The organism is Psychrobacter halotolerans (assembly GCF_039680845.1).
Classification (GTDB): Bacteria; Pseudomonadota; Gammaproteobacteria; order Pseudomonadales; family Moraxellaceae; genus Psychrobacter.
Map to the genome: position 1 here is coordinate 560,927 of NZ_JBDKWD010000002.1, position 20,891 is coordinate 581,817.

17 protein-coding genes are annotated in these 20,891 nt (G+C 46.0%); 16 read left to right on the forward strand and 1 reads right to left on the reverse strand.

The features are described from left to right. Positions 1 to 223 precede the first annotated feature (223 nt). The 8 genes from AAJP47_RS06030 (at position 224) to AAJP47_RS06065 (ending at position 8,967) form a co-directional block, all read left to right on the forward strand. On the forward strand, positions 224 to 1,024 hold the full coding sequence (locus tag AAJP47_RS06030) for a transporter substrate-binding domain-containing protein (RefSeq protein WP_346716995.1): 801 nt from the start codon (positions 224 to 226) through the stop codon (positions 1,022 to 1,024). Between the two features lie 49 nt (positions 1,025 to 1,073). After that, positions 1,074 to 2,018: a transporter substrate-binding domain-containing protein gene (locus tag AAJP47_RS06035; RefSeq protein ID WP_346716996.1), complete on the forward strand. Its 945-nt coding sequence runs from the start codon at positions 1,074 to 1,076 to the stop codon at positions 2,016 to 2,018. 197 nt (positions 2,019 to 2,215) lie between these two features. Further along, complete coding sequence (locus AAJP47_RS06040; RefSeq protein ID WP_346716997.1) at positions 2,216 to 2,377, forward strand: hypothetical protein; 162 nt, start codon at positions 2,216 to 2,218, stop codon at positions 2,375 to 2,377. 78 nt (positions 2,378 to 2,455) lie between these two features. After that, entirely contained in the window at positions 2,456 to 3,190 is a 735-nt protein-coding gene (locus AAJP47_RS06045; RefSeq protein ID WP_346716998.1) for an ABC transporter permease, read from the forward strand. A 12-nt stretch (positions 3,191 to 3,202) separates the two neighbouring features. After that, complete coding sequence (locus AAJP47_RS06050; RefSeq protein WP_346716999.1) at positions 3,203 to 3,928, forward strand: ABC transporter permease; 726 nt, start codon at positions 3,203 to 3,205, stop codon at positions 3,926 to 3,928. A 208-nt stretch (positions 3,929 to 4,136) separates the two neighbouring features. After that, entirely contained in the window at positions 4,137 to 4,766 is a 630-nt protein-coding gene (locus tag AAJP47_RS06055) for a fumarylacetoacetate hydrolase family protein (protein WP_497198698.1), read from the forward strand. Positions 4,767 to 5,031: 265 nt separating this feature from the next. After that, positions 5,032 to 7,251 carry a PhoX family protein gene (locus AAJP47_RS06060; RefSeq protein ID WP_346717000.1) on the forward strand — a complete coding sequence of 740 codons (2,220 nt, stop codon included), beginning with the start codon at positions 5,032 to 5,034 and terminating at the stop codon, positions 7,249 to 7,251. Between the two features lie 225 nt (positions 7,252 to 7,476). Beyond that, positions 7,477 to 8,967, forward strand: a complete 1,491-nt coding sequence (locus tag AAJP47_RS06065) for a PGAP1-like alpha/beta domain-containing protein (protein ID WP_346717001.1) — start codon at positions 7,477 to 7,479, stop codon at positions 8,965 to 8,967. A gap of 207 nt (positions 8,968 to 9,174) precedes the next feature. Here the strand turns inward: AAJP47_RS06065 and hslO are convergent, their stop codons facing one another. Further along, positions 9,175 to 10,155, reverse strand: coding sequence for an Hsp33 family molecular chaperone HslO (gene hslO, locus AAJP47_RS06070; RefSeq protein WP_346717002.1), 981 nt, complete (start codon positions 10,153 to 10,155; stop codon positions 9,175 to 9,177). Positions 10,156 to 10,553: 398 nt separating this feature from the next. Between hslO and AAJP47_RS06075 the strand changes: the two genes are divergently transcribed. The 8 genes from AAJP47_RS06075 to AAJP47_RS06110 all read left to right on the forward strand — a co-directional run bounded on the left by AAJP47_RS06075 (position 10,554) and on the right by AAJP47_RS06110 (position 20,853). After that, positions 10,554 to 11,540 (forward strand): glutamate/aspartate ABC transporter substrate-binding protein, encoded by a 987-nt coding sequence (locus tag AAJP47_RS06075; protein ID WP_346717003.1) that lies wholly within the window; start codon positions 10,554 to 10,556, stop codon positions 11,538 to 11,540. Positions 11,541 to 11,637: 97 nt separating this feature from the next. Further along, positions 11,638 to 12,384 (forward strand): amino acid ABC transporter permease, encoded by a 747-nt coding sequence (locus AAJP47_RS06080; protein WP_346717004.1) that lies wholly within the window; start codon positions 11,638 to 11,640, stop codon positions 12,382 to 12,384. Continuing rightward, entirely contained in the window at positions 12,381 to 13,052 is a 672-nt protein-coding gene (locus AAJP47_RS06085; RefSeq protein WP_346717005.1) for an ABC transporter permease subunit, read from the forward strand. The genes AAJP47_RS06080 and AAJP47_RS06085 overlap by 4 nt, the downstream gene beginning before the upstream one ends. Positions 13,053 to 13,229: 177 nt before the next feature. Continuing rightward, positions 13,230 to 13,949 carry an amino acid ABC transporter ATP-binding protein gene (locus AAJP47_RS06090; RefSeq protein ID WP_346717112.1) on the forward strand — a complete coding sequence of 240 codons (720 nt, stop codon included), beginning with the start codon at positions 13,230 to 13,232 and terminating at the stop codon, positions 13,947 to 13,949. Between the two features lie 355 nt (positions 13,950 to 14,304). After that, entirely contained in the window at positions 14,305 to 15,558 is a 1,254-nt protein-coding gene (locus AAJP47_RS06095; RefSeq protein WP_346717006.1) for an FAD-dependent oxidoreductase, read from the forward strand. A gap of 500 nt (positions 15,559 to 16,058) precedes the next feature. Next, positions 16,059 to 17,813 carry an AMP-binding protein gene (locus tag AAJP47_RS06100; RefSeq protein WP_346717007.1) on the forward strand — a complete coding sequence of 585 codons (1,755 nt, stop codon included), beginning with the start codon at positions 16,059 to 16,061 and terminating at the stop codon, positions 17,811 to 17,813. 270 nt (positions 17,814 to 18,083) lie between these two features. Next, a complete protein-coding gene (locus tag AAJP47_RS06105) occupies positions 18,084 to 19,694 on the forward strand; it encodes a carboxyl transferase domain-containing protein (RefSeq protein ID WP_346717008.1) in 1,611 nt (536 codons plus the stop codon). Between the two features lie 346 nt (positions 19,695 to 20,040). Continuing rightward, complete coding sequence (locus AAJP47_RS06110) at positions 20,041 to 20,853, forward strand: enoyl-CoA hydratase/isomerase family protein (protein WP_346717009.1); 813 nt, start codon at positions 20,041 to 20,043, stop codon at positions 20,851 to 20,853. Positions 20,854 to 20,891 lie beyond the last annotated feature (38 nt).

Here is a 20,891-nt window from a genome sequence, read left to right on the forward strand (position 1 = left end):
AAGTCAGGCTCACTGTTTATTACACTTTAATGACAGTCGGTATGCAAAATGTTTGTTTTTGGTATTTTACTCAGGTATTATCAGAAAGCTGATAGACAGCCAATCATCACGGCTGCTGTTATACACTATATGCTTTTACCCTCTATATTGCTTGTCTGGCAAGGACGTCAGAAAACGAAATACCAGAACCCCATACTAAAACCCATCAGAATTTAAGGAATGTATGATGTCGAATTCTCGCCTACTGTGGTCATCAGTGACCATGACCGCAGCGTTAATGCTAAGCGCTTGTAATCAATCTGCGACTGACGCCACCGATACCAATGCTGATGCTGCAGCCGCTGATACATCAGGCAAAACCATCCGTATTGCCACCGAGGGCGCTTATCCTCCGTTTAACTATACCAATGCTGATGGTAGCTTGGCAGGTTACGATATTGACGTAGCCAACGCGCTGTGTGAGCAGATGCAAGCCAAATGTGAAATCGTTGCTCAAGATTGGGACGGTATCATCCCCGGTCTATTGGCACAGAAATATGATGCGGTGGTGGCTGGTATGTCGATCACCCCTGAACGCCAAGAAAAGGTCGATTTTACTGAACCGTACTTTGCTAACACCATGGTTTGGTTGACCAACACCGAAAACCAATTTGATCCGACGGCGATTAGTAACTTGACCCTAGGCGGTCAGCGCTCAACCACGCCTGGTGCTTATCTACAAGACAACTATGAAGGCAAAAACGGCAACACCGTGCAGTTGTATGACAACTATGACAACGCCTATTTGGATCTAAAATCAGGTCGTAGTGATGCGGTACTGGCCGAAAAAGTATCTGCCAACTCATGGCTTGCAGACAATCCTGAAGGCTTTGGTATTGTGGGCGATGAAATTGACAATGACGATAATATTGCCATTGCTGTTCGTAAAGGTGATGCACTCAGAGACGACTTTAATAAAGCGCTTAGCGAAATCCGTAGTAACGGTGAGCTGGCCCGTCTTGAGCAAGCGAACTTTAGTCAATAACTTTTATTAATTCATAATATTCTTATTAAAAAATGAAGGAATAGCAAATATGACAATATCTATGACACCGTTACTAAAGAATAAAGCGCTAAAAAACAAAACGCTATGGCTGGCGCCGCTAAGTGCCGCTATGCTTATGCTGGCGGGTTGTAATAACAGCTCAGCACCAGAAGAGGCAGCGGCCACTGATACCAGTACCGACGCACCAATGAACATCAAAATCGCTACCGAATCAAGCTATAAGCCTTTTAGTTATACCGATGCAAATGGCAAGCTGATTGGTTATGAGATTGAATTGGTTGATGCGTTATGTGCGCAAATGCAGGCCAAATGTGAATTGATTTCACAAGATTGGGACGGTCTGATTCCAGGCTTGAACGCCCAAAAATTTGATGCGATTATCGCTGGCATGTCGATCACGCCTGAGCGTAAAGAAGTGGTCGAATTTAGTGACCCGTACTTCCATACTGGTATTATCTTAATCGGTAAAAAAGGCGATGACATCAGTGTCTCAGACCTAAAAGGTCAACCTATTGCTTCACAGCGTTCAACCGTCTCTGCTCAGTACTTGCAAGATGAGCACGCTGATGCTGATATCAAGTTATATGACACCCAAGACAACGCGTATTTAGATTTGACGTCAGGTCGTGTACGCGCCATGATGTCTGACAAAGTCACTGGTATTGATTGGTTAAAAACCGACGCTGGCAAGAACTATGAAGTAAAAGGTGAGGAAATCAGCACGGACGAAGATGCCATGGGTATCGCTTTCCGTAAAGGTGATCCGCTGATTGCTAAGTTCAATGCAGCCTTGGCTGAGCTAAAAGACAACGGTACTTATGACCAAATCACAGGCAGTTACTTTGGTACCAGCTCAACGGCTGCCGCTCAAAAAGCAGCGCCAACCACTGAGGTAGCACCAGCCGGTACGACGGCTGTTGATACGACTGCACCGAGCACTCCAGAAGCACCTGTCGAAACAGCGACCAACTAATCTGCTTGGCCAGCACGAACGAACCACAATACTGAAGCTGGTTGGTGAAAAAGGATATTGTCTTCGTGGCGGTATCCTTTTTTGATGTCTCATGTCAGCGTTTGATGGGGTAATACTAGCGGCTTAGTTTGTCGCGATATGGCTGATTTGATTCGTTTTTAAGCGGATGAGTGTGCATTTAAACACGGCTTTTATATTTGAGTATTAACATAGCGCGTAGCGATTATGATAAAATCAGCGCTCATTTCTACTGTGTCAATTTTCGCCGCCACAATCGTATGGGTTTGACGTCATTCTATGACGCCATGAACCAATATTTAGAAGAGCCAAGGTCTATTTGGTATCAATACGATTGTTAGCAGCGCTCAGCCATTGATGCTGATTCTTTTAACTCATATTTTGCAAATTGCTAATATAAAGAGACTGAGTGGATAATTGTGTTTGATTTACAAGGATTTGGCGCGCTATTACTGAGCGGCGCTACCGTCACCATCAAGCTTGCCATGACCAGCTTAGTCATCGGTATGGCGTTGGGACTACTCGGTGCCACAGCAAAGCTGTCTAATATTTGGCTGCTGCGTAAGATTGCGACTGTCTATACAGCGACCATGCGTGGTATTCCAGAATTACTATTGGTACTATTTATCTATTATGGCGGTTCTATACTGCTCATGACGATTCTCAAAAAATTCGGTTATAACGAATACGTTGAGATCAGTGCCTTTTGGGGCGGCGTGATGGCGCTGTCTATTGCCTTTGGCGCTTATGCGACTGAAATCTTTCGCATGTCGATTCAAGAGATTCCAATAGGGCAGCGTGAGGCCTCGCAAGCGATTGGGATGCGTCCTTTGCAGACGTTTTTTCGCATCACCTTGCCACAAGTGTGGCAAATTGCGCTACCCGGTCTTGGTAACCTGTTTTTGGTATTGCTCAAAGATACGGCGCTGGTATCGGTTGTGGGTCTAAAAGACATCATGTATCAGTCATCGCGTGCGGCGCAATCAACGCAGCAGCCGTTTACCTTTTATATGGCAGCGGCGATTATTTATTTGGGTTTGACCATGCTGATTACTGGTTTTATGATGTGGCTTGAATGGCGTGCCAATCCGGCCGCGCGCTATGCCAAAAAAATAAGCCGTCAATCAACCCATCGTCAATCGACCATAGGATAGAGGAGAGCTACTATGGATTGGAATTGGCAGGTTATTTTTGATCATATTCCTGACTTACTAGGCGGTGCGGTATTGACCGCGCAGTTGGTGGTGGTCTCAGGGATTATTGGATTATTTTTTGGTCTGATTTTGGCGCAGCTACGGTTATCGAAAAGCTGGGCGGTGCAAGCGTTGCCATTTGCCTATATTTTCTTTTTTCGAGGCACGCCGCTACTGGTACAGATCTTTTTGATTTATTATGGTTTGGGACAGTTTGAGGCCGTGCGTAACTCGTTCTTATGGGAGCCTGTACTAAGCCAAGCGTATTGGTGTGCTATTATTGCCTTTACCATGAATACCAGCGCTTATTTGGCAGAAATCATTCGCGGCGCCATTCAGACGATTCCGGTCGGTGAGTTAGAAGCGGCTGATGCTATTGGTATGTCAAAGTGGCAAAAACTCACTCGCGTGACGTTACCGCGTGCTTTTGGTATCGTGATTCCCGCTTATAGCAATGAAGTGATCTTTATGCTAAAAGGCAGCGCGCTGGCCTCGACCATCGCATTGATGGATATCACAGGGGTTGCTCGTACGATCAGTGCGCGTACTTATACCTTGATGGAGTTGTTTTTTGCCGCGGGTATCGTGTATCTCTTATTGTCGTGGGTGATTTTATTTAGCTTTAGATTGTTTGAAAAAAGAATGAATCGCCACGCAAGCTATGTGCCGCCAGATGTGATTACCAATACCATCCCTTAGTATTTGATTTTAATACCAATCCAAAAAAGGTCGTGTCAGACTGTGTCACAGACCAAGAGAGACAGACAGGGTAGTCCGTCTCTTTCATTGCCCTCTCAATAATTTACGGTGAGTACCTAATATGAGTCAATCTCCACACATGTCTTTGGTCGATGCCATTGCCGCGAACGTCAACGATGAAGCGGACTCTGCCAACATGAATGACAGCATCCGTGCCTCTATTGGTAAAGTGGTCTGCGTTGGTCGCAATTATGCCGAGCATGCGCGTGAGCTTGGTAACGAAGTACCAAAATCACCCATTTTGTTTATGAAACCGGCCTCCTCAGTGGTGAGTGTACGCAACGATATTGTGCGTCCTAATCCAGCAGTATATGGTGACACGCATTACGAAGCGGAGCTTTGCATTCAGCTGGCGGCGGATTTATCTGCTGCAACGCCTGAACAAGCGCAGCAAGCGATTGGCGGTGTGACGGTGGGGCTTGATTTGACCTTACGTGATCTTCAAAGCAAGCTAAAAGAAAAAGGTCATCCGTGGGAGCGTGCCAAGTGCTTTGATGGCGCCTGTGTCCTTGCTGATTGGCTTGAGCCACAAGCGTTTGGCGATTTTAGTCAGGTGAGCTATCAGCTTGTTATCAATGATGAGCTGAGACAAGATGGCGATAGTGCTTTAATGTTGTTTTCCGTTTATGACTTATTGGCAGAAATAAGCCATGCTTTTAGCCTACAAGCAGGTGATGTGATTATGACAGGTACGCCAAGCGGCGTGGGCATCTTGCATGAGAACGATGTACTCAAATTAACGCTTGGTGCGCACGAATGGCAGGTAAAAGTTCGCTAAGCACTCTGCCTTAGCTTTACGTATTCCTTTCTTAATAAATCGATTCTTAGAGTAAGCGTCGCAAAAATCCCAAGCCATGGCTTGGGACTTTTTATGCCTATAAGTTTCTAAAGATAGTATTTTTTGTTAAATCACATTCAAAATTTCAACGAACTGTCACAAAGCGTGAGTAGACTTAGCCATAGTTCGTACTTTGGCGGTCAGAAGGATTCAGCCGCACTCTAACTTTTCATGCCAATCCAGCCTAATAGCAAGGTGACTGATAATGACACTATTAAATAAGCCAGAACATGCTCACGAGATCGTTGAAGATTCAAACCCTACCAACAACACTGAATTTCAAACCATTGTTAGTCGTCGTCTCAACCGCCGCAGTATTTTAAAAGGCGGTACAGGATTGACGGCTGCCGCCTTCTTTGGGGCAATACCGTTGGTTGGTTGTAGCGACGATGATGATAGCAGCAGCCCAATTGTAGACAATGGCAACAATGCGGCTATTCCAGCGCAGGGCGATCTAGCACGTCCTGAAACCTTAAATTTCACGGCAGTAGCACACTCAACTGCTGAAACCATGAGCGTCGCAGAGGGCTACAACGCAGAAATAATACTGCCACTTGGCACGCCGCTTATGTCTGGCATTGAGGATTGGAAAGACAATCGTGAGCAATCAGCCGAGTCGTTTGAATGGCGTATGGGTGATAACCATGACGGCATGTGGTTCTTTGGCAAAAAAGGCAGCAACTATGATCCAAAAGCCTCAGAGAACGGTTTGCTAGTAATGAACCACGAGTATGTCAATAGTGAAGAGCTTAGCCCATTTGGTTATTATGTCATCGAAGATGCTGATGCCGCGCCTTTATTCCAAAGCCGTCGTCTTGCCAGCGATGTGCGCCGTGAAGTCAACTGTCACGGTGTGGCCGTGGTTGAGATGACTCGCCGCGCTGATGGCAAAGGCTATGAGATGGTGCCCAATTCAAAATACAATCGCCGCGTCACCAGTAGTACGACCGCGCAATTGACTGGCCCTGTGGCAGGCTCTGATTTGGTAAAAACCAAATTTGACCCAACAGGCTACCAGACGCGCGGCATCAATAATAACTGCGGCGCAGGCTTATCACCGTGGGGTACGTACTTAACCACAGAAGAGAACTTCTTAGGTGTATTCGCACGTGGACAAGACGCCAGTCAGTTAAGCGCTGGGCATAACTATGGTCGCGAGCGTTACGGCGCACCAGAAAACTCTCCAGGCTCAAGATATCTATGGCACACTCCTAATGCGACGGATGCCATTATCACTGATGAGTTCTCACGTTGGGACATGACCGCGGCTGGCGCGAACGCTGCTGAGGACTACCGTAATAACTTCAATACGTTTGGCTATATCACAGAAATCGATCCGTTCGATCAAAACTCTATCTCTCAAAAGCGTACAGCCATGGGACGTTTTGCTCACGAAAACTGTGCCTATGCCCCAGTCGAGCAAGGCAAGCCTGTGGTCTTTTATATGGGTGATGATGCTAAAGGGGAATATATCTACAAGTTTGTGTCTAAAGCCATGTGGTCAAATAACGATATCGGTGGCGGCCTAAAAGCGGGTGACAAATATTTAAATGACGGTACGCTATATGTGGCTATTTTCAATGAAGATGGTAGCGGTGAATGGAAACCACTGATCCATGGTCAAAACGGTTTGGACGCGTCTAATAGTGACCTGCCTTTTAGTGGACAAGATGAAGTATTGATCTTTGCTCGTGCAGCGGCGGATGTACTTGGCGCAACCAAAATGGATCGACCTGAATGGGTATCAGTCAGTCCGATCACAGGCGATGTGTATGTCACCTTGACCAACAACTCCAATCGCGGTGTGAAAGAGAGTCAACCGCTGTCTGCGGCCAACCCGCGTAGTTATGACGTCAATGGCAGACCAAGCGGTAATGACAACGGTCACATCATTCGCTGGGCAGAAACGGGCGGCGATCATGCAGCCACCAGTTTTGAGTGGGATATCTATCTGTTTGCCGCGCCTTCTGATCTAACCGCAGAAAACTTATCGCAGTTGACTGACAGCAATGATCTGTCTTCTCCGGACGGTCTGTACTTTGATCCACGTGGCGTGTTGTGGATTCAGACGGATGACGGCGCTTATACTGATACTACTAGTTGTATGTTATTGGCAGCACTACCTGGTAAAGTCAGCGACGGCACAACCATCACCACCTCAGCCGGGCAACAAACGCGTATTGGTATGCCTGCCAGCAACGACAATATCAAACGTTTCTTTGTCGGTCCTGAAGGTTGTGAAGTGACGGGCATTACTTTGACGCCTGACTTTAAAACCCTCTTTATCAACATTCAGCATCCAGGTAATACATGGGGTGCAGTCGCAGGAGGCAGTACACCGCGCTCAGCAACAGTCATGATTACTAAAGAAGATGGTGGTGTCATACTGGCAGAGTCATTTGAGTCAGCAGAAAGTACGACCTAAAAAGTGGCTTAATGTTTAAGCTGGTTTAGTCCAATTACTAAAAATCCCAAGTGCTCGCTTGGGATTTTTGTTGTGAGTATCTTTGATTTCTTTTAGGATTAAAATTGCTAAGCGGTTTTTAAAATCTCCTTGATAATAAACTACTTACGCGTCAAAACCTTCTCTTCTATTTTTTGTATTTACAGGATAGTATAGGCAACTATTCTCTTTGATAACTGTGCCTACATGATGAACACTATGAGCAGTACAGACTTATTTTATAACGACAGTGTTAACCATGGTAGCGCTCGCAGTAATGCCACTGATCGCCATGAGCTTGAGGCGCATTTCGCTCGAGACACGAGCGTACCGCTACACAGCGATTTATATGAACAAATAGACCAGCTCGAGGCCATCAATGTGGATGAGCTGGTCAGACTAATGGCCGATGATGGTAACGGCATAACCACTAAGCCTGTCACGTTTGCTGACTTTTTTGAAGGCTTGGCGCAGCTTGCCACGATGGGCGTGGTGGAGGTGACCGACATTGTAGAGGCCATCCACCGCGAAGTGATTTTGCGGCCTTTGGGTCATTTTAACGAAAGTTATCTTAACCGCTGGCCGCGCGGATTTACAGGGCGTATTTACGGTACGATTCGCCAACTCATGCTGATGGTGGGCAACAATCTAGCATCCGTACTACGCCTATATAAAAACTATGTGAGTCAAAAACCCGCTCAACCACTACCGGACTCGCTTAAAAAACTGGTGAATGTCCTAAATGGCGTCATGGGCGATCATCTGGTCACTCACCAAAATGCGCTTGCTGTGCCGATGACGCTCTATGATAGAGACGGCAATACGCAATCTAATACGCTGTCAGGTCGTATCACCATTTTATGTCATGGTCTGTGTATGAGTCACTTGAGCTGGCAATCAACCGACGGTCATGGGTTAGGCGATGCCATCAGTCAAAGCCAGCCTGATACGACAGTTTTATATCTGGATTATAATACGGGTCGACGTATCTCGCGTAGCGGGCATAAGCTCTCGCACTTGCTGCAAAATTTGGTCGATGACAATCCCGATATCAGTCAGATAGATTTGGTCGGTCACAGTATGGGCGGATTGGTGTCTCGTAGTGCGCTGTTTTATGCCGAGCAAGAACACCTCGATTGGATCATGCGCGTGGGCAATCTGATCACGCTTGGCTCACCGCATCATGGGGCAGTACTGGAGCGTATTGGCAATCATGTACAAGAGATTATTGCCAAGTTGCCGTTTGCAGGCTCACTCGCCAAGCTCGGTGATATGCGGAGTGCGGGTATTATCGATCTGCGTCATGGCAGTATTCGTGATGCTGACTGGAAATCTCTAGAAGGTCGTAGCGTGCTGCCGCAAGATTTTCGCCATCCGGCAAGTTTGCCTAGTGGTATCAAAACCTACTTTGCCGCCAGTGCTTTAATTGAAACGCACTATGATTCTAAGATGACAAGCCTATTGGGAGATGGTTTGGTGTCGGTCGCATCCGCACTCGGTGAGGACGAAGACGAGCATTCGTTATTCGTGCCAGACGGTCACAAAGCAGTGTTTTATGGCGTGAGTCATATGAACTTAATCAACAGTCGAAGAGTACGCGGGCAAGTGGTGGAGTGGTTATTAGACAATGGACGCAGTGATTATGCGGGCAGATCTCGCATCTATTCTTATCCTAAGAGTTTGGCGTTGGTGTTGTAAGTGTGCGTTTGATCGCAGTTCGCAAAAAATCTTTTGGCAGGCAATTAATACGATGGCTATTAATTATATGAAAAAATGGCACCAAGAATAAAGGTAGTTCAGCGTAAAGTCGTTTCACCTTTTTAAAATTGCAAAAACAAAAAACCCCCAAGTATCACACTTAGGGGTTTTTCAATATACGTTTATACTTAAATTATTTGTACAACATTATTCAGCAAATATCGCTGCCACATCGTCTTTATCGAATTTATAGACTTCACCGCAAAATCCGCAGTCCATCTCAAACGTACCGCCTTGTTCTTCCACGATCTCTAACGCTTCGGTTTCGCCGATTTGCTCAATGGCCATCTCACATTTCTCGCGTGAGCAAGTACAACCAAACGCTAACGGCACAGAATCGGGTGCGACCACGTTTTCTTCATGGTATAAGCGATACAGAATCTCATTGGTATCCAGCGTGGTCAGCTCTTCTGCTTTGAGCGTGCGTGTCAAAACGCTTAGGCGTATCCACAAATCATCATCGATACCTGCATCTTCGTTTTGCTCGACTTCATACGTTTCTTCAGCGGTACGAGGCAACATCTGTACCAGTATACCGCCCGCTTGCAAGCCATCAGAGGCCAAGTTAATCAGCGTTGGAATCTGCGCCGATTGCTTCTGATAATGCGCCAAGCAATCTGCCAAATTGTCATGGCTGCGCTCAACGATACCTTGGTACGGCTCGCCGCCTTCAGGCTGAATATTGATAAACAACACGCCTTGACCGGGTGCGCCCAGCTCGCTAAATGCGTCTTTGGCATGGATCATATTATTCCACGCTTGTACTTGCTCATCGGTGTCGGCTTTCCAGCTGGCGAGCGCGCGAATGATACCGTCTTGATCGCATTCTGCCATCGCCCAATTGAGCAAGCTGTCGCTGTCTGATGATTGCAGTTGAATCGATAAGCGACCATTAATCTTGACCGTACTGATGAGCAAACTGGCTGCGGTCAGCATCTCGCCCAATAGGCGTTTGATGGCTTCAGGGTAGGGCTTTTGCGCAATGGTGCTGGCATAGCTGCGTGACAGGCGCACCACGTCCCCGCGTACCGGTGAATCTTCGATAAAGAAACGTTGGCGTACATCGTTGTCGCCATGGTGAGCAGCGGTTTGGCTATCGGTATTTGGAACTTGCGTATCTTGTGTCATAGGTATTTTTTACTATTGGGAAGTTGTTAACTTTATGGGGATTCATTGGCATTTATCAATTGGTACTTATTAATTGACACTGAGCGATTGCTCGGTAGCTAAAAGAGTATTTTAAAAGATAATTGTAATTGAAAAGCTTTGTCTAAAGATTGCCATTATTAACTATCATGCTTGTTTCATTTCTTATTCATTAAAATAAATAATCGATAAAATGACAGTATCATTAAAAAAAGTTTACCCACCTGAGCCAATTTGTTGTACAGTAACATTAAGTTGCATTGTGATAAACAGCAGCAACAACCACAGGGATGCGTGACCATAGGGTCGGAAACTGAGATCCGTGTCGTCAAAGCACTCACTCATTCAATCTTGTGTAATGTGATAAAAGGATGTGTTTAATGAGCTATTTACTCTCCAAGCCGTTGACTCTAGCTGCGTTCATGGCGCTAGGCTTAGTAGGTTGTAATAATAGCAGCCAGACTGCGACTGAAACAGCACCAGCTGATGACGCTGCCGCTACAACAGAGCCTGCAGCAAGTACTAACGGTACGCTACAAAAAATCAAAGATTCTGGCACCATCGTTGTCGGTCACCGTGACTCCTCTATTCCATTCTCTTATATTGCTGATGACCCGAATCAGCCTATCGGTTATGCCCACGACTTAGAAATGAAGGTAGTCGAAGCCGTTAAGCAAAAGCTTGACATGCCAGATCTAAAAGTCCGTTATAACTTGATTACCTCACAAACGCGTATCCCGTTGGTACAAAACGGTACGGTAGATTTTGAGTGTGGTTCAACCACCAATAATGAAGAGCGCCAAAAACAAGTGGCCTTCTCTAATGGTTTCTTTGAAATTGGCACACGTCTACTGACTAACACAAACTCAGGCATTAAAGATTTTGCTGATCTAAAAGGCAAGACGTTGGTTACAACCGCAGGTACAACGTCAGAGCGCTACATCCGTCAGTACAATGATGACAACAAGATGGGTATGAATATCATCTCAGCAAAAGACCATGGCGAAGCATTCTTGATGCTAGAAAATGGCCGCGCTGATGCCTTTATGATGGATGATGTACTACTAGCAGGCGAAAAAGCCAAAGCCAAAAACCCAGATGAGTGGGTCATCGTAGGCGAGCCGCAATCATTCGAGATTTATGGTTGTATGATGCGTAAAGACGATCCTGAATTTAAAGCGGTGGTCAATGAAGCCTTAAATAATGTCTTTAGCTCAGGCGAGATCAACAGCATTTATGACAAGTGGTTCTTAAACCCAGTGCCACCGAAAAACGTCAATCTAAACTTTGAGATGTCAGACAACTTAAAAGCGTTGATTGCCAATCCGCATGATGGTGCGCAGCCACAAACGGCGACCGCCCAATAATTTCTTTGTCCTTCACTATAGCGCCGCTTACGTGTCAGCCTGACAGCATCGTCAGTCTGGCACGTAAGCTTTTTAAACGTTGTTCGGAGAGACAATCATGAATTATAGCTGGAACTGGGGTGTGCTCTTTGAGCAAACTGGTATCGGTAATGAGCTTTATATCCACTGGATAATTACCGGTCTTGGCTGGCTGTTGTTGATTGGTAGTATCGCATGGGCAATCGCCATGGTCGTGGGTACGATCTTTGGCATCATGCGCACCTTACCCAATAAGACAGCTCGTGCAATCGGTACGGCTTATGTGACATTTTTTCGTAATATTCCTTTGCTTGTTCAACTGTTTTTTTGGTTTTATATTGCCCCAGGCTGGCTCACGCCTGCGATTCAAGACTGGTGGTACAAAGACTTATCGCCAAATACATCAGCCATGCTATCGGCCAGTATTGGTCTTGGTTTGTTTACTGCTGCTCGTATCGTTGAACAGGTACGTACGGGTATCGAGTCATTACCTAAAGGGCAGCTCAATGCTGCTTATGCGCTTGGCTTTAGTGTTCCGCAAGTCTATAAGGAAGTGCTATTACCCCAAGCCTTTCGTATCATTTTGCCACCGCTCAGCTCGGAGTTGACCAACTGCTTTAAAAACGCGTCTGTCGCATCGCTGGTTGGGGTGATGGAGCTGATTAGTCAAACCAAAACCATTAGTGAGTATACGCAAAATAGTATTGAGATCTATACGTACGCGACCATTATCTATTTGGTTTTCAATCTGTCTTTGATTGCGATTATGGGTTTCATTGAACGTAAGCTGCGCGTACCTGGACTGATTGCAGGAGGTCGCAAATGACTATGATGACCGAATTGGCAACCGCCTATCCAGGCTTGATGGGCGGTATGATGACCACCTTGAAAGTGCTGTTTTTGGCCATTATTGGTGGTATTAGCTTAGGGACAGTGCTGGCGCTGATGCGTTTGTCTGGTATCAAAGTGCTCGAAGTACCCGCTAAGCTCTACGTCAATTATTTTCGTTCAGTACCGCTGCTGCTGGTATTGCTTTGGTTTTATTTTGCCGTACCGATGATTTATTTTTGGATAGCGGGTAAATATCTGCAACTTGATGCCGCTTTTGCGTCTTGTGTGGTTGCCTTTATGATGTTTGAGGCCGCTTACTTCTCAGAAGTGGTGCGAGCGGGTATTCAGTCGATTGGTAGTGGGCAGGTCAATGCCGCAAAAGCTTTGGGCATGACTTACGGTCAGACCATGCGTCTGGTGATTTTACCGCAAGCGTTTCGTAAAATGCTGCCACTGATTTTGCAGCAATGTATTATTTTATTCCAAGACACGACATTGGTATTTGCCATTGGCTTGACGGATTTCTTCCGCGCCGCCTATGTTCGCGGTGAGCTGATGGGTTTACTGACGCCTTATATTTTGGGCGCTGGTGCGGTTTACTTTGTCATCAGTTTGAGCGCTTCTATTGGTGTACAGCAGCTACAAAAACGCTTGAGGTTTTAACAGTGTTTTTGTACCAGCTTTTTAGTGTAAAACTTTTATTGAGTAACGACTATCAATGACAATTATCAAAAATAATGTGGTTAGGAGCCAGTGATGAGTAATGCTGATACGTATACAAACGCTTTTGGTGGACTGGTCACCAACAATGGTCATGCGAGCGACGAGATCGTCATTCAAATGAGTGAAGTCAGCAAATGGTATGGCGATTTTCAAGTGCTAAAGGACTGTACCGCCCACGTTCATAAAGGCGATGTGGTTGTCGTTTGTGGTCCTTCTGGTAGTGGTAAGTCAACCTTGATTAAGACGGCCAACGGACTGGAGCCTTTTCAAAAAGGTAAAATCATGGTCAATGGTATCTCTGTTGGCGATCCAAAAACCAATTTGCCTCAATTGCGTAGCCGCGTCGGGATGGTGTTTCAGCATTTTGAATTGTTTCCGCATCTGACCATCATCGACAATCTGACAGTGGCGCAGGTCAAAGTATTGGGACGTAAAGAGTCTGAAGCCAAGCAAAAAGCCATGGCATATCTAGATCGCGTCGGTCTGACGGTACAAGCCGCCAAATACCCAGCAGAGTTATCTGGTGGTCAGCAGCAGCGGGTCGCCATTGCCCGTGCGCTGGCAATGGATCCGGTGGCGATGCTGTTTGATGAGCCAACGTCGGCGCTCGATCCTGAGATGATTCAAGAGGTGCTGGATGTGATGGTGGAGCTGACTCGTGACGGCATGACCATGATGTGTGTGACGCATGAAATGGGTTTTGCCAGTCAGGTAGCCAATCGAATCATCTTTATGGATGAAGGCAATATCGTTGAAAACTGTAGTAAAGATGAGTTCTTTGAAGGCGCAAAAAGTGAGCGCGCGCAGATGTTCTTATCGAAGATTCTCAATCATTAATAACTTGCGTTATATTCAGTCCTAAATAGAAAAAGTGCGCCCATTAACACGCGCTACTGAAACAAATTTTTCTTGCTTGCTGTGCCTTCGCAGACAGAGGCGACGAAAAAGTCATTTCAGTAGCGCTGTACTTATTTTATAGTGGATTGTCTATACGTTGATATTTGCAGTGTCTATTTGAGAATATTCCACACGCCCTAATAAAAAGCGTCTATTTATAGGCGCTTTTTTGTGTGACTCACTATTTGCACTGAGTACATCTCACTGTTGAGGTGAGTGAATGTCTGTTTACTGGTACAATGGCTGTTATGATTTTTGATAATTAAAATAATTCCTTATTGATACTGGAGCGAATATGAGCGTAGAAAATTCATCTGTAGCATCGACGACATCAGTGACAAAAGGTGTGGTCATTATCGGGGCGGGCTTGGCAGGTTGGCACGTCATTGATGCCATTCGTGCAAAAGATAAAGACATTCCAATCACGTTAGTCACGACCGATAACGGCGATCGTTATCACAAGCCCATGCTGACCATGGCGATCAGTCAAAACAAACGCGCCTCCGACTTGGTGCGCGCGACAGGTAGTGATGCGGCAGAGGCGGCGCAAGTGACTTTGCTTGCCAATACACAGGTCACAGATATTGATACGACCACTCAACAGTTACAGCTCATCTCTGCTAACAGGCCAGATCCAGCCAACACGAATTATGCGACTATCAGTTATGGCAAGTTGGTATTGGCGATGGGCGCTCATCCTATTTTTCCAAAAAGCTTGCCAGAGGATTTAGTTTGGCATGTTAACCATATCGAGCGCTTTGGGCAGCTGCAAGAGAAACTCGCGACTGGCAGTCAGCATGTGGCTATTGTAGGCGCAGGCATGGTGGGGACTGAGATTGCCGAAGACTTACTCAAAGCAGGTCATCAGATCACATTGATAGATCTCAATGACGCGCCACTCTCGCAAATGCTACCAGCAAAAGCGACTGCTCGTATCGCCAAAGCGGTACAATCGCAAGGCATTAACTTCTTAGGTGGCTATCAGGTATCTGGCGTCAATCGTATTAGTAATGGCGAGCACAGCGGTCAGCTACAAGTCAGCTATGCACCAGTCGCTTCATCTTCTAATGTCAATGCTGATGCTAATAGTCAGGCTAATACCTTAATCGTTGACCATGTCATTGCCAGTACGGGTCTGACCGTCGATGATACCTTGCCAACTGCCGCGGGTATTGATTATAACCGTCGTACTGGTATCGCGGTGGATGCACCAACGCTGCGTACCACGGCGGACAACATTTATGCCATTGGCGACTGTATGTCGATCAATGGGGTGGCTTGTCGTTATGTTGCGCCGCTACGTGCACAGGCTGCCACCATCGCTGATGATATCTTGGGTCATGAGCACGGCGGCTATGATCATAAGCCGCCGATGATTCGCCTGAAAAACAAAGCCATCTCGGTGATGGCAACAGGCACGCCACAAGCAAATGGCAATTGGCAAGTCACCAGCGAAAGCGATGATGAGCTGATTATGGAATTGCTGGACGATAACAATGATGTCTGCGCCACCGTAACAATCAAAGCGCCGCCAGCTGTTAAAGCGTAAACACTAAAATTTATAGCAGTAGAACGCGTTTTTGGTATTACTTTCATCTTTTAAACTGACTATAAGTCATATGTTAATCAAATGATTTCCAATCAGTTTTAGCGTTAAGCCAGCCATACTAGGCATAGTATAGCTGGCTTTTTTGTGTCAAATCCTTGCCATACTTTTGTGCTATCTTTAATTGAGCTTAAATAATCAGGTCAATATAAAAACAATATAGCGGGATTGGAATAAATTTTTTGTCGCCTCTGTTGGCAACGGCACAGCAAGCGAGAAAAAATTTATTCCAGTTGAGCGTCATAATGTCGTGTATCTATTTTATTTAGAGTTAACCCTATTTTTTAAATTCAATTAAATGATACGCAGTGTATTGATATTATTGACAGGCTTTCATTGATGGCGTTATAGTAGTTAATGCTATGTCAGGTCTGTTCAAGGAAGAGCGATGTGTTTACAGGCCGTCAATTAGCACCATAAAAAGCACAACGAAAGGACTCGTTATGACGTATACCCCTGATTTCGATACCATTCTCAAAAATATTCCGAGTGTCAATATGGGCGCGCGCTCAGCAAACGCGCCTCTCACCCAAAGCTATGATAAAGGTCCTGACGTACCGCTGATTGAAGCGACGATCGGGGACTTCTTTGATGCCATCGTATCTCAGTATCCTGAGCGTGAAGCACTGGTATCATGTCATCAAAATATCCGCTGGACGTACCGTGAGCTACAACAACAGGTCAATCAGTTGGCCAGCAGCATGATCGAGATGGGACTTGAGATTGGTGATCGTATCGGTATTTGGTCACACAACAATGCAGAATGGCTATTGATGCAATTGGCCACTGCCAAAGTTGGCGTGATCCTTGTCAATATCAATCCTGCTTATCGTACCTTTGAGCTGCAATATGCGTTGAACAAACTGGGCTGTTCGGCACTGGTACTTATGCGCCATTTTAAAAGCAGTGATTATGCCAGCTTGATTCGAGAATTGTGTCCTGAGATTTATCATAAAAACTATACGCAGCTTGATTTGGTCGAGATTCCAACGATTGAGCGCATTATTTGGATTGATGAGCCGGGTAGCGATGAAGAATTTGGTTTTATGCAAAAATTCTCAGCGTGGATGAGTGAAGGCGATGCCAATGATCCGCGCGTCGCGGAGCGTCAAGCCCAGCTTAAAAATACCGATGCCATTAACGTACAGTTCACCAGTGGCACAACGGGTACACCAAAAGGCGCGACCTTAAGTCATCGCAATATCTTAAATAACGGCTACTTTATCGGTGAGGCCATGAACCTTACTGAGGAGGACAGACTCTGTATTCCTGTGCCGCTGTATCATTGTTTTGGGATGGTGCTTGGTAACTTGGCTATTTTAACGCATGGCGGTTGTATCGTTTATCCAAACGATGGTTTTGAGCCGTTATCCGTTTTGCAAGCCGTTGAAAATGAGAAATGTACCGGTTTGCATGGTGTGCCCACGATGTTTATCGCCGAACTTGACCATCCTGAATTTGAAAATTTTGATTTATCAACCTTGCGTACCGGCATCATGGCAGGCTCTAGCTGCCCGATTGAAGTCATGCGCCGCGTCATTGATAAGATGCACATGCAGGAAGTTACTATTGCCTATGGCATGACCGAGACCAGTCCTGTTTCTTGTCAGACCAACGAGCACACGCCACTTGAAAAACAAGTATCCACTGTCGGATTGGTGCAGCCAGCGCTTGAGGTAAAAGTCGTCGATACTGACACGGGCGATATTTTGCCATTGGGCGAGACGGGTGAGCTATTAACCCGAGGTTATTCAGTGATGAAAGGCTATTGGGGCAGTCGTTTTAAGACGCGTGAAGCGATACAAGATGGCTGGATGCTGACGGGAGATTTGGCCACCATGGACGAAGACGGTTATGTCAAAATCGTTGGTCGCAGCAAAGACATGGTCATTCGCGGCGGCGAAAACATCTATCCAGTAGAAATCGAAAATTACCTATATCGTCATCCCAAAATTCGAGACGTACAAATCGTGGGCGTACCAGATGAGCGTTATGGCGAAGTGTTGGCTGCTTGGATTATTCCAAAAGAGCCAGGCTGTTTGACTGAGGACGAAGTGCGTGAGTTCTGCCGTGAGCACATCGCCCATTATAAAGTGCCCGCCTACTATCGCTTCGTGACCGAATATCCCATGACCATCACGGGCAAAATCCAAAAGTATAAAATTATTGAGCAAATGAAAGAAGAGCTGGGATTGTAGAAATATGATTGTAAAAGATCCATTATCTACTTTACCTTCTTGAAGACTTTATATAGTCGATTTAATTTACAAAGAGTACCGTGCTGCTGGTATGAATTTTTCAAAGCCTCTGTCGGCGTAGGCACAGCAAGCGAGAAAAATTCATACCAGCATAACAATTTTTATGTCTCTTTTTCATTTTGGACTGACGATACAAGTAAAAACTAACACGATGAGTAAAGATTAAAATAAAAAAGTTACTCGCATTTATGTATGACAGAAAGGGATATCATGAGCACTATTATCACCAGTAAACTGAGTCCGAACTCTACTGAATTTCAGCAAAACAGTGCTGCGATGCAAGCAATCGTTGATGACTTGTATGTGCACTTGCGTAAAGTCGCTCAGGGTGGATCAGAGCGGGCACGAGCCAAGCATTTAGCACGCGGCAAACTCTTACCTCGCGAACGTGTTGAGCGTCTGCTTGACGTCGGTACGCCGTTTTTAGAAGTAGCGCCAATGGCGGCGCACGACATGTACGGTGAAGATATCCCAGCGGCTGGTGTGATTGCGGGTATTGGCCGCATCAATGGCACTGAGTGCATGATTGTCTGTAATGATGCCACGGTCAAGGGCGGCACTTATTATCCAATGACCGTCAAAAAGCATCTACGCGCGCAAGAAATTGCCCAAGAAAACCATCTGCCTTGCGTGTATCTGGTTGATTCGGGCGGCGCTAATTTGCCCAATCAAGATGACGTATTCCCTGATAAAGAACATTTTGGCCGTATCTTTTTTAATCAAGCCAATCTTAGTGCGGCAGGCATTCCCCAGATCGCGGTGGTGATGGGCAGCTGTACCGCTGGCGGGGCATACGTGCCAGCAATGAGCGATGAGTCCATTATTGTCAAAGACCAAGGCACCATCTTTTTAGGCGGGCCGCCACTCGTCAAAGCCGCCACAGGTGAAGAGGTCACGGCAGAAGATTTGGGCGGCGGCGATGTGCATACCCGTCTGTCGGGCGTGGTCGATCATTTGGCGCAAAATGATACGCACGCATTATCGATTGCTCGCAATATCGTCAGTCATCTCAATCGCCCTGCGAAAAATATTCCCAATCAAATTACGCCGCGTCCACCGCGCTATGATGCTAAAGAGCTGTACGGCATTATTCCCACAGACAAGCGCAAGCCATTTGATATCAGAGAAATCATCGCCCGTATCGTTGACGACAGTGCTTTTGATGAATTCAAAGCGCGTTTTGGGACAACCTTGGTCTGCGGCTTCGCGCATATCGAAGGCATGCCAGTCGGTATCATTGCCAATAATGGTATTTTATTTAGCGAGTCAGCCCAAAAAGGCACGCATTTCATTGAGCTGTGCTGTAAGCGCAAAATTCCGCTAATATTTTTGCAGAATATCACAGGCTTTATGGTTGGCCGTAAATATGAAAACGAAGGCATCGCTCGTCATGGTGCCAAAATGGTGATGGCAGTGGCCAATGCCAAAGTGCCCAAATTTACCGTTATCGTCGGTGGCTCATTCGGGGCAGGTAACTACGGCATGTGTGGCCGCGCTTATAGTCCGCGTTTCTTATGGATGTGGCCAAATGCCCGTATCTCTGTCATGGGCGGCGAGCAAGCAGCCTCGGTGTTGGCAACGGTTAAACGTGATAACTTTGATCGTAAAGGCGAGGCGTGGAGTGAGGAAGACGAAGCTGCCTTTAAAGCGCCCATTCGTGAGATGTATGAAGAACAAGGTCATCCATACTATGCGACCGCGCGACTGTGGGATGACGGAGTGATTGATCCTGCTGACACACGCAATGTACTGGCGTTAGGGCTAAGTGCCGCTTACAACGCACCGATAGAAGAGACGACTTTTGGTGTCTTTAGAATGTAGCGGTTTATATAGTGAGTTTAGTATAAAAACGAGTCAGCGGGACTAAAATAAATGTTTCGTAGCCTCTGTCTGCGAAGGCACAGCAAGCAAGAAAAATTTATTTCAGTTCAGCATTGACATGTAGTGTATCTGTTTTATTTAGAATCGACGATAGGAAGGCTTGTCTGAAAATTACAATTGGCTATGTCAGTTGGCTATGTGAGTGATTAAGCTATGTCCGTCATCAAAAAGTCAGAATTTATGTTTATAGTGACGTGTGGTCGACAAATGGGGCTGAGAACCTAACATTTCTCAGTCATAAAGTTTTTATCAAAAAAACATAATAATGTGAAAGAAAGAGAGAGTCATGCAAACAGAAACAAACAATTATAAAAGTTTATTGGTTACTATTGAGGAGCACGCGGCTACGGTGACGTTGAACCGTCCTGAAATACGTAATGCTTTTAACGATGAAATGATTGGTGAATTGACCGATGCATTTACCAAGCTAGGTAAGGATGACGATGTGCGCGTCATTGTCTTAGCCGCTGCTGGCAAAGTGTTTTGCGCGGGTGCCGATCTTAATTGGATGCGCGCCATGGCAGAGTACAGCTATGAAGAAAACCTAGCCGATGCGGACAAACTGGCGCAAATGCTCAAGACCATTTATCACTGTCCTAAACCAACGATTGCTGCCATTCAAGGCGATGTTTATGCAGGTGGTATGGGATTGGTCGCCGTTTGTGATGTCGCCATCGCGGTCAAGATTGCAAACTTCTGTCTTAGCGAAGTACGTTTGGGACTCGCGCCTGCCACCATCAGCCCTTATGTCATCAGAGCGATGGGCGCTCGTGCCGCGCAGCGTTATTTCCTGAGTGCTGAGGTGTTTGATGCCAAAAAGGCCCGTCAGCTCGGTTTTATTCATGAACGCGTTAGTGAAGAATGGCTAAAGGATGAGGTGGCGACGCTTTGTGCCAAAATGGTCAAAAACAGTCCTGATGCGGTCAAAACCTGCAAACAGTTGTTACATGACATCGCAGGTGCGCCGATCACTGATGAGCTGATTGCGGATACGGTTAAAGGAATTGCGGATATTCGCGCCTCCACTCAAGGTAAAGAGGGCGTACAAGCATTTTTGCAAAAGCGTAAGCCGGATTGGTTAACGACAGATGCATCATAAAAAAAGCGTTTGGTAAATTCAAAATGTATGAGCAATAA

Bases quoted from the DNA above. Each gene is read 5' to 3' on its own strand.
- AAJP47_RS06030 (WP_346716995.1), top strand. From the start codon at position 224: ATGATGTCGAATTCTCGCCTACTGTGGTCATCAGTGACCATGACCGCA.
- AAJP47_RS06035 (WP_346716996.1), top strand. From the start codon at position 1,074: ATGACAATATCTATGACACCGTTACTAAAGAATAAAGCGCTAAAAAAC.
- AAJP47_RS06050 (WP_346716999.1), top strand. From the start codon at position 3,203: ATGGATTGGAATTGGCAGGTTATTTTTGATCATATTCCTGACTTACTA.
- AAJP47_RS06060 (WP_346717000.1), top strand. From the start codon at position 5,032: ATGACACTATTAAATAAGCCAGAACATGCTCACGAGATCGTTGAAGAT.
- AAJP47_RS06065 (WP_346717001.1), top strand. From the start codon at position 7,477: ATGATGAACACTATGAGCAGTACAGACTTATTTTATAACGACAGTGTT.
- hslO (WP_346717002.1), bottom strand. From the start codon at position 10,155: ATGACACAAGATACGCAAGTTCCAAATACCGATAGCCAAACCGCTGCT.
- AAJP47_RS06075 (WP_346717003.1), top strand. From the start codon at position 10,554: ATGAGCTATTTACTCTCCAAGCCGTTGACTCTAGCTGCGTTCATGGCG.
- AAJP47_RS06080 (WP_346717004.1), top strand. From the start codon at position 11,638: ATGAATTATAGCTGGAACTGGGGTGTGCTCTTTGAGCAAACTGGTATC.
- AAJP47_RS06085 (WP_346717005.1), top strand. From the start codon at position 12,381: ATGACTATGATGACCGAATTGGCAACCGCCTATCCAGGCTTGATGGGC.
- AAJP47_RS06090 (WP_346717112.1), top strand. From the start codon at position 13,230: ATGAGTGAAGTCAGCAAATGGTATGGCGATTTTCAAGTGCTAAAGGAC.
- AAJP47_RS06095 (WP_346717006.1), top strand. From the start codon at position 14,305: ATGAGCGTAGAAAATTCATCTGTAGCATCGACGACATCAGTGACAAAA.
- AAJP47_RS06100 (WP_346717007.1), top strand. From the start codon at position 16,059: ATGACGTATACCCCTGATTTCGATACCATTCTCAAAAATATTCCGAGT.
- AAJP47_RS06105 (WP_346717008.1), top strand. From the start codon at position 18,084: ATGAGCACTATTATCACCAGTAAACTGAGTCCGAACTCTACTGAATTT.
- AAJP47_RS06110 (WP_346717009.1), top strand. From the start codon at position 20,041: ATGCAAACAGAAACAAACAATTATAAAAGTTTATTGGTTACTATTGAG.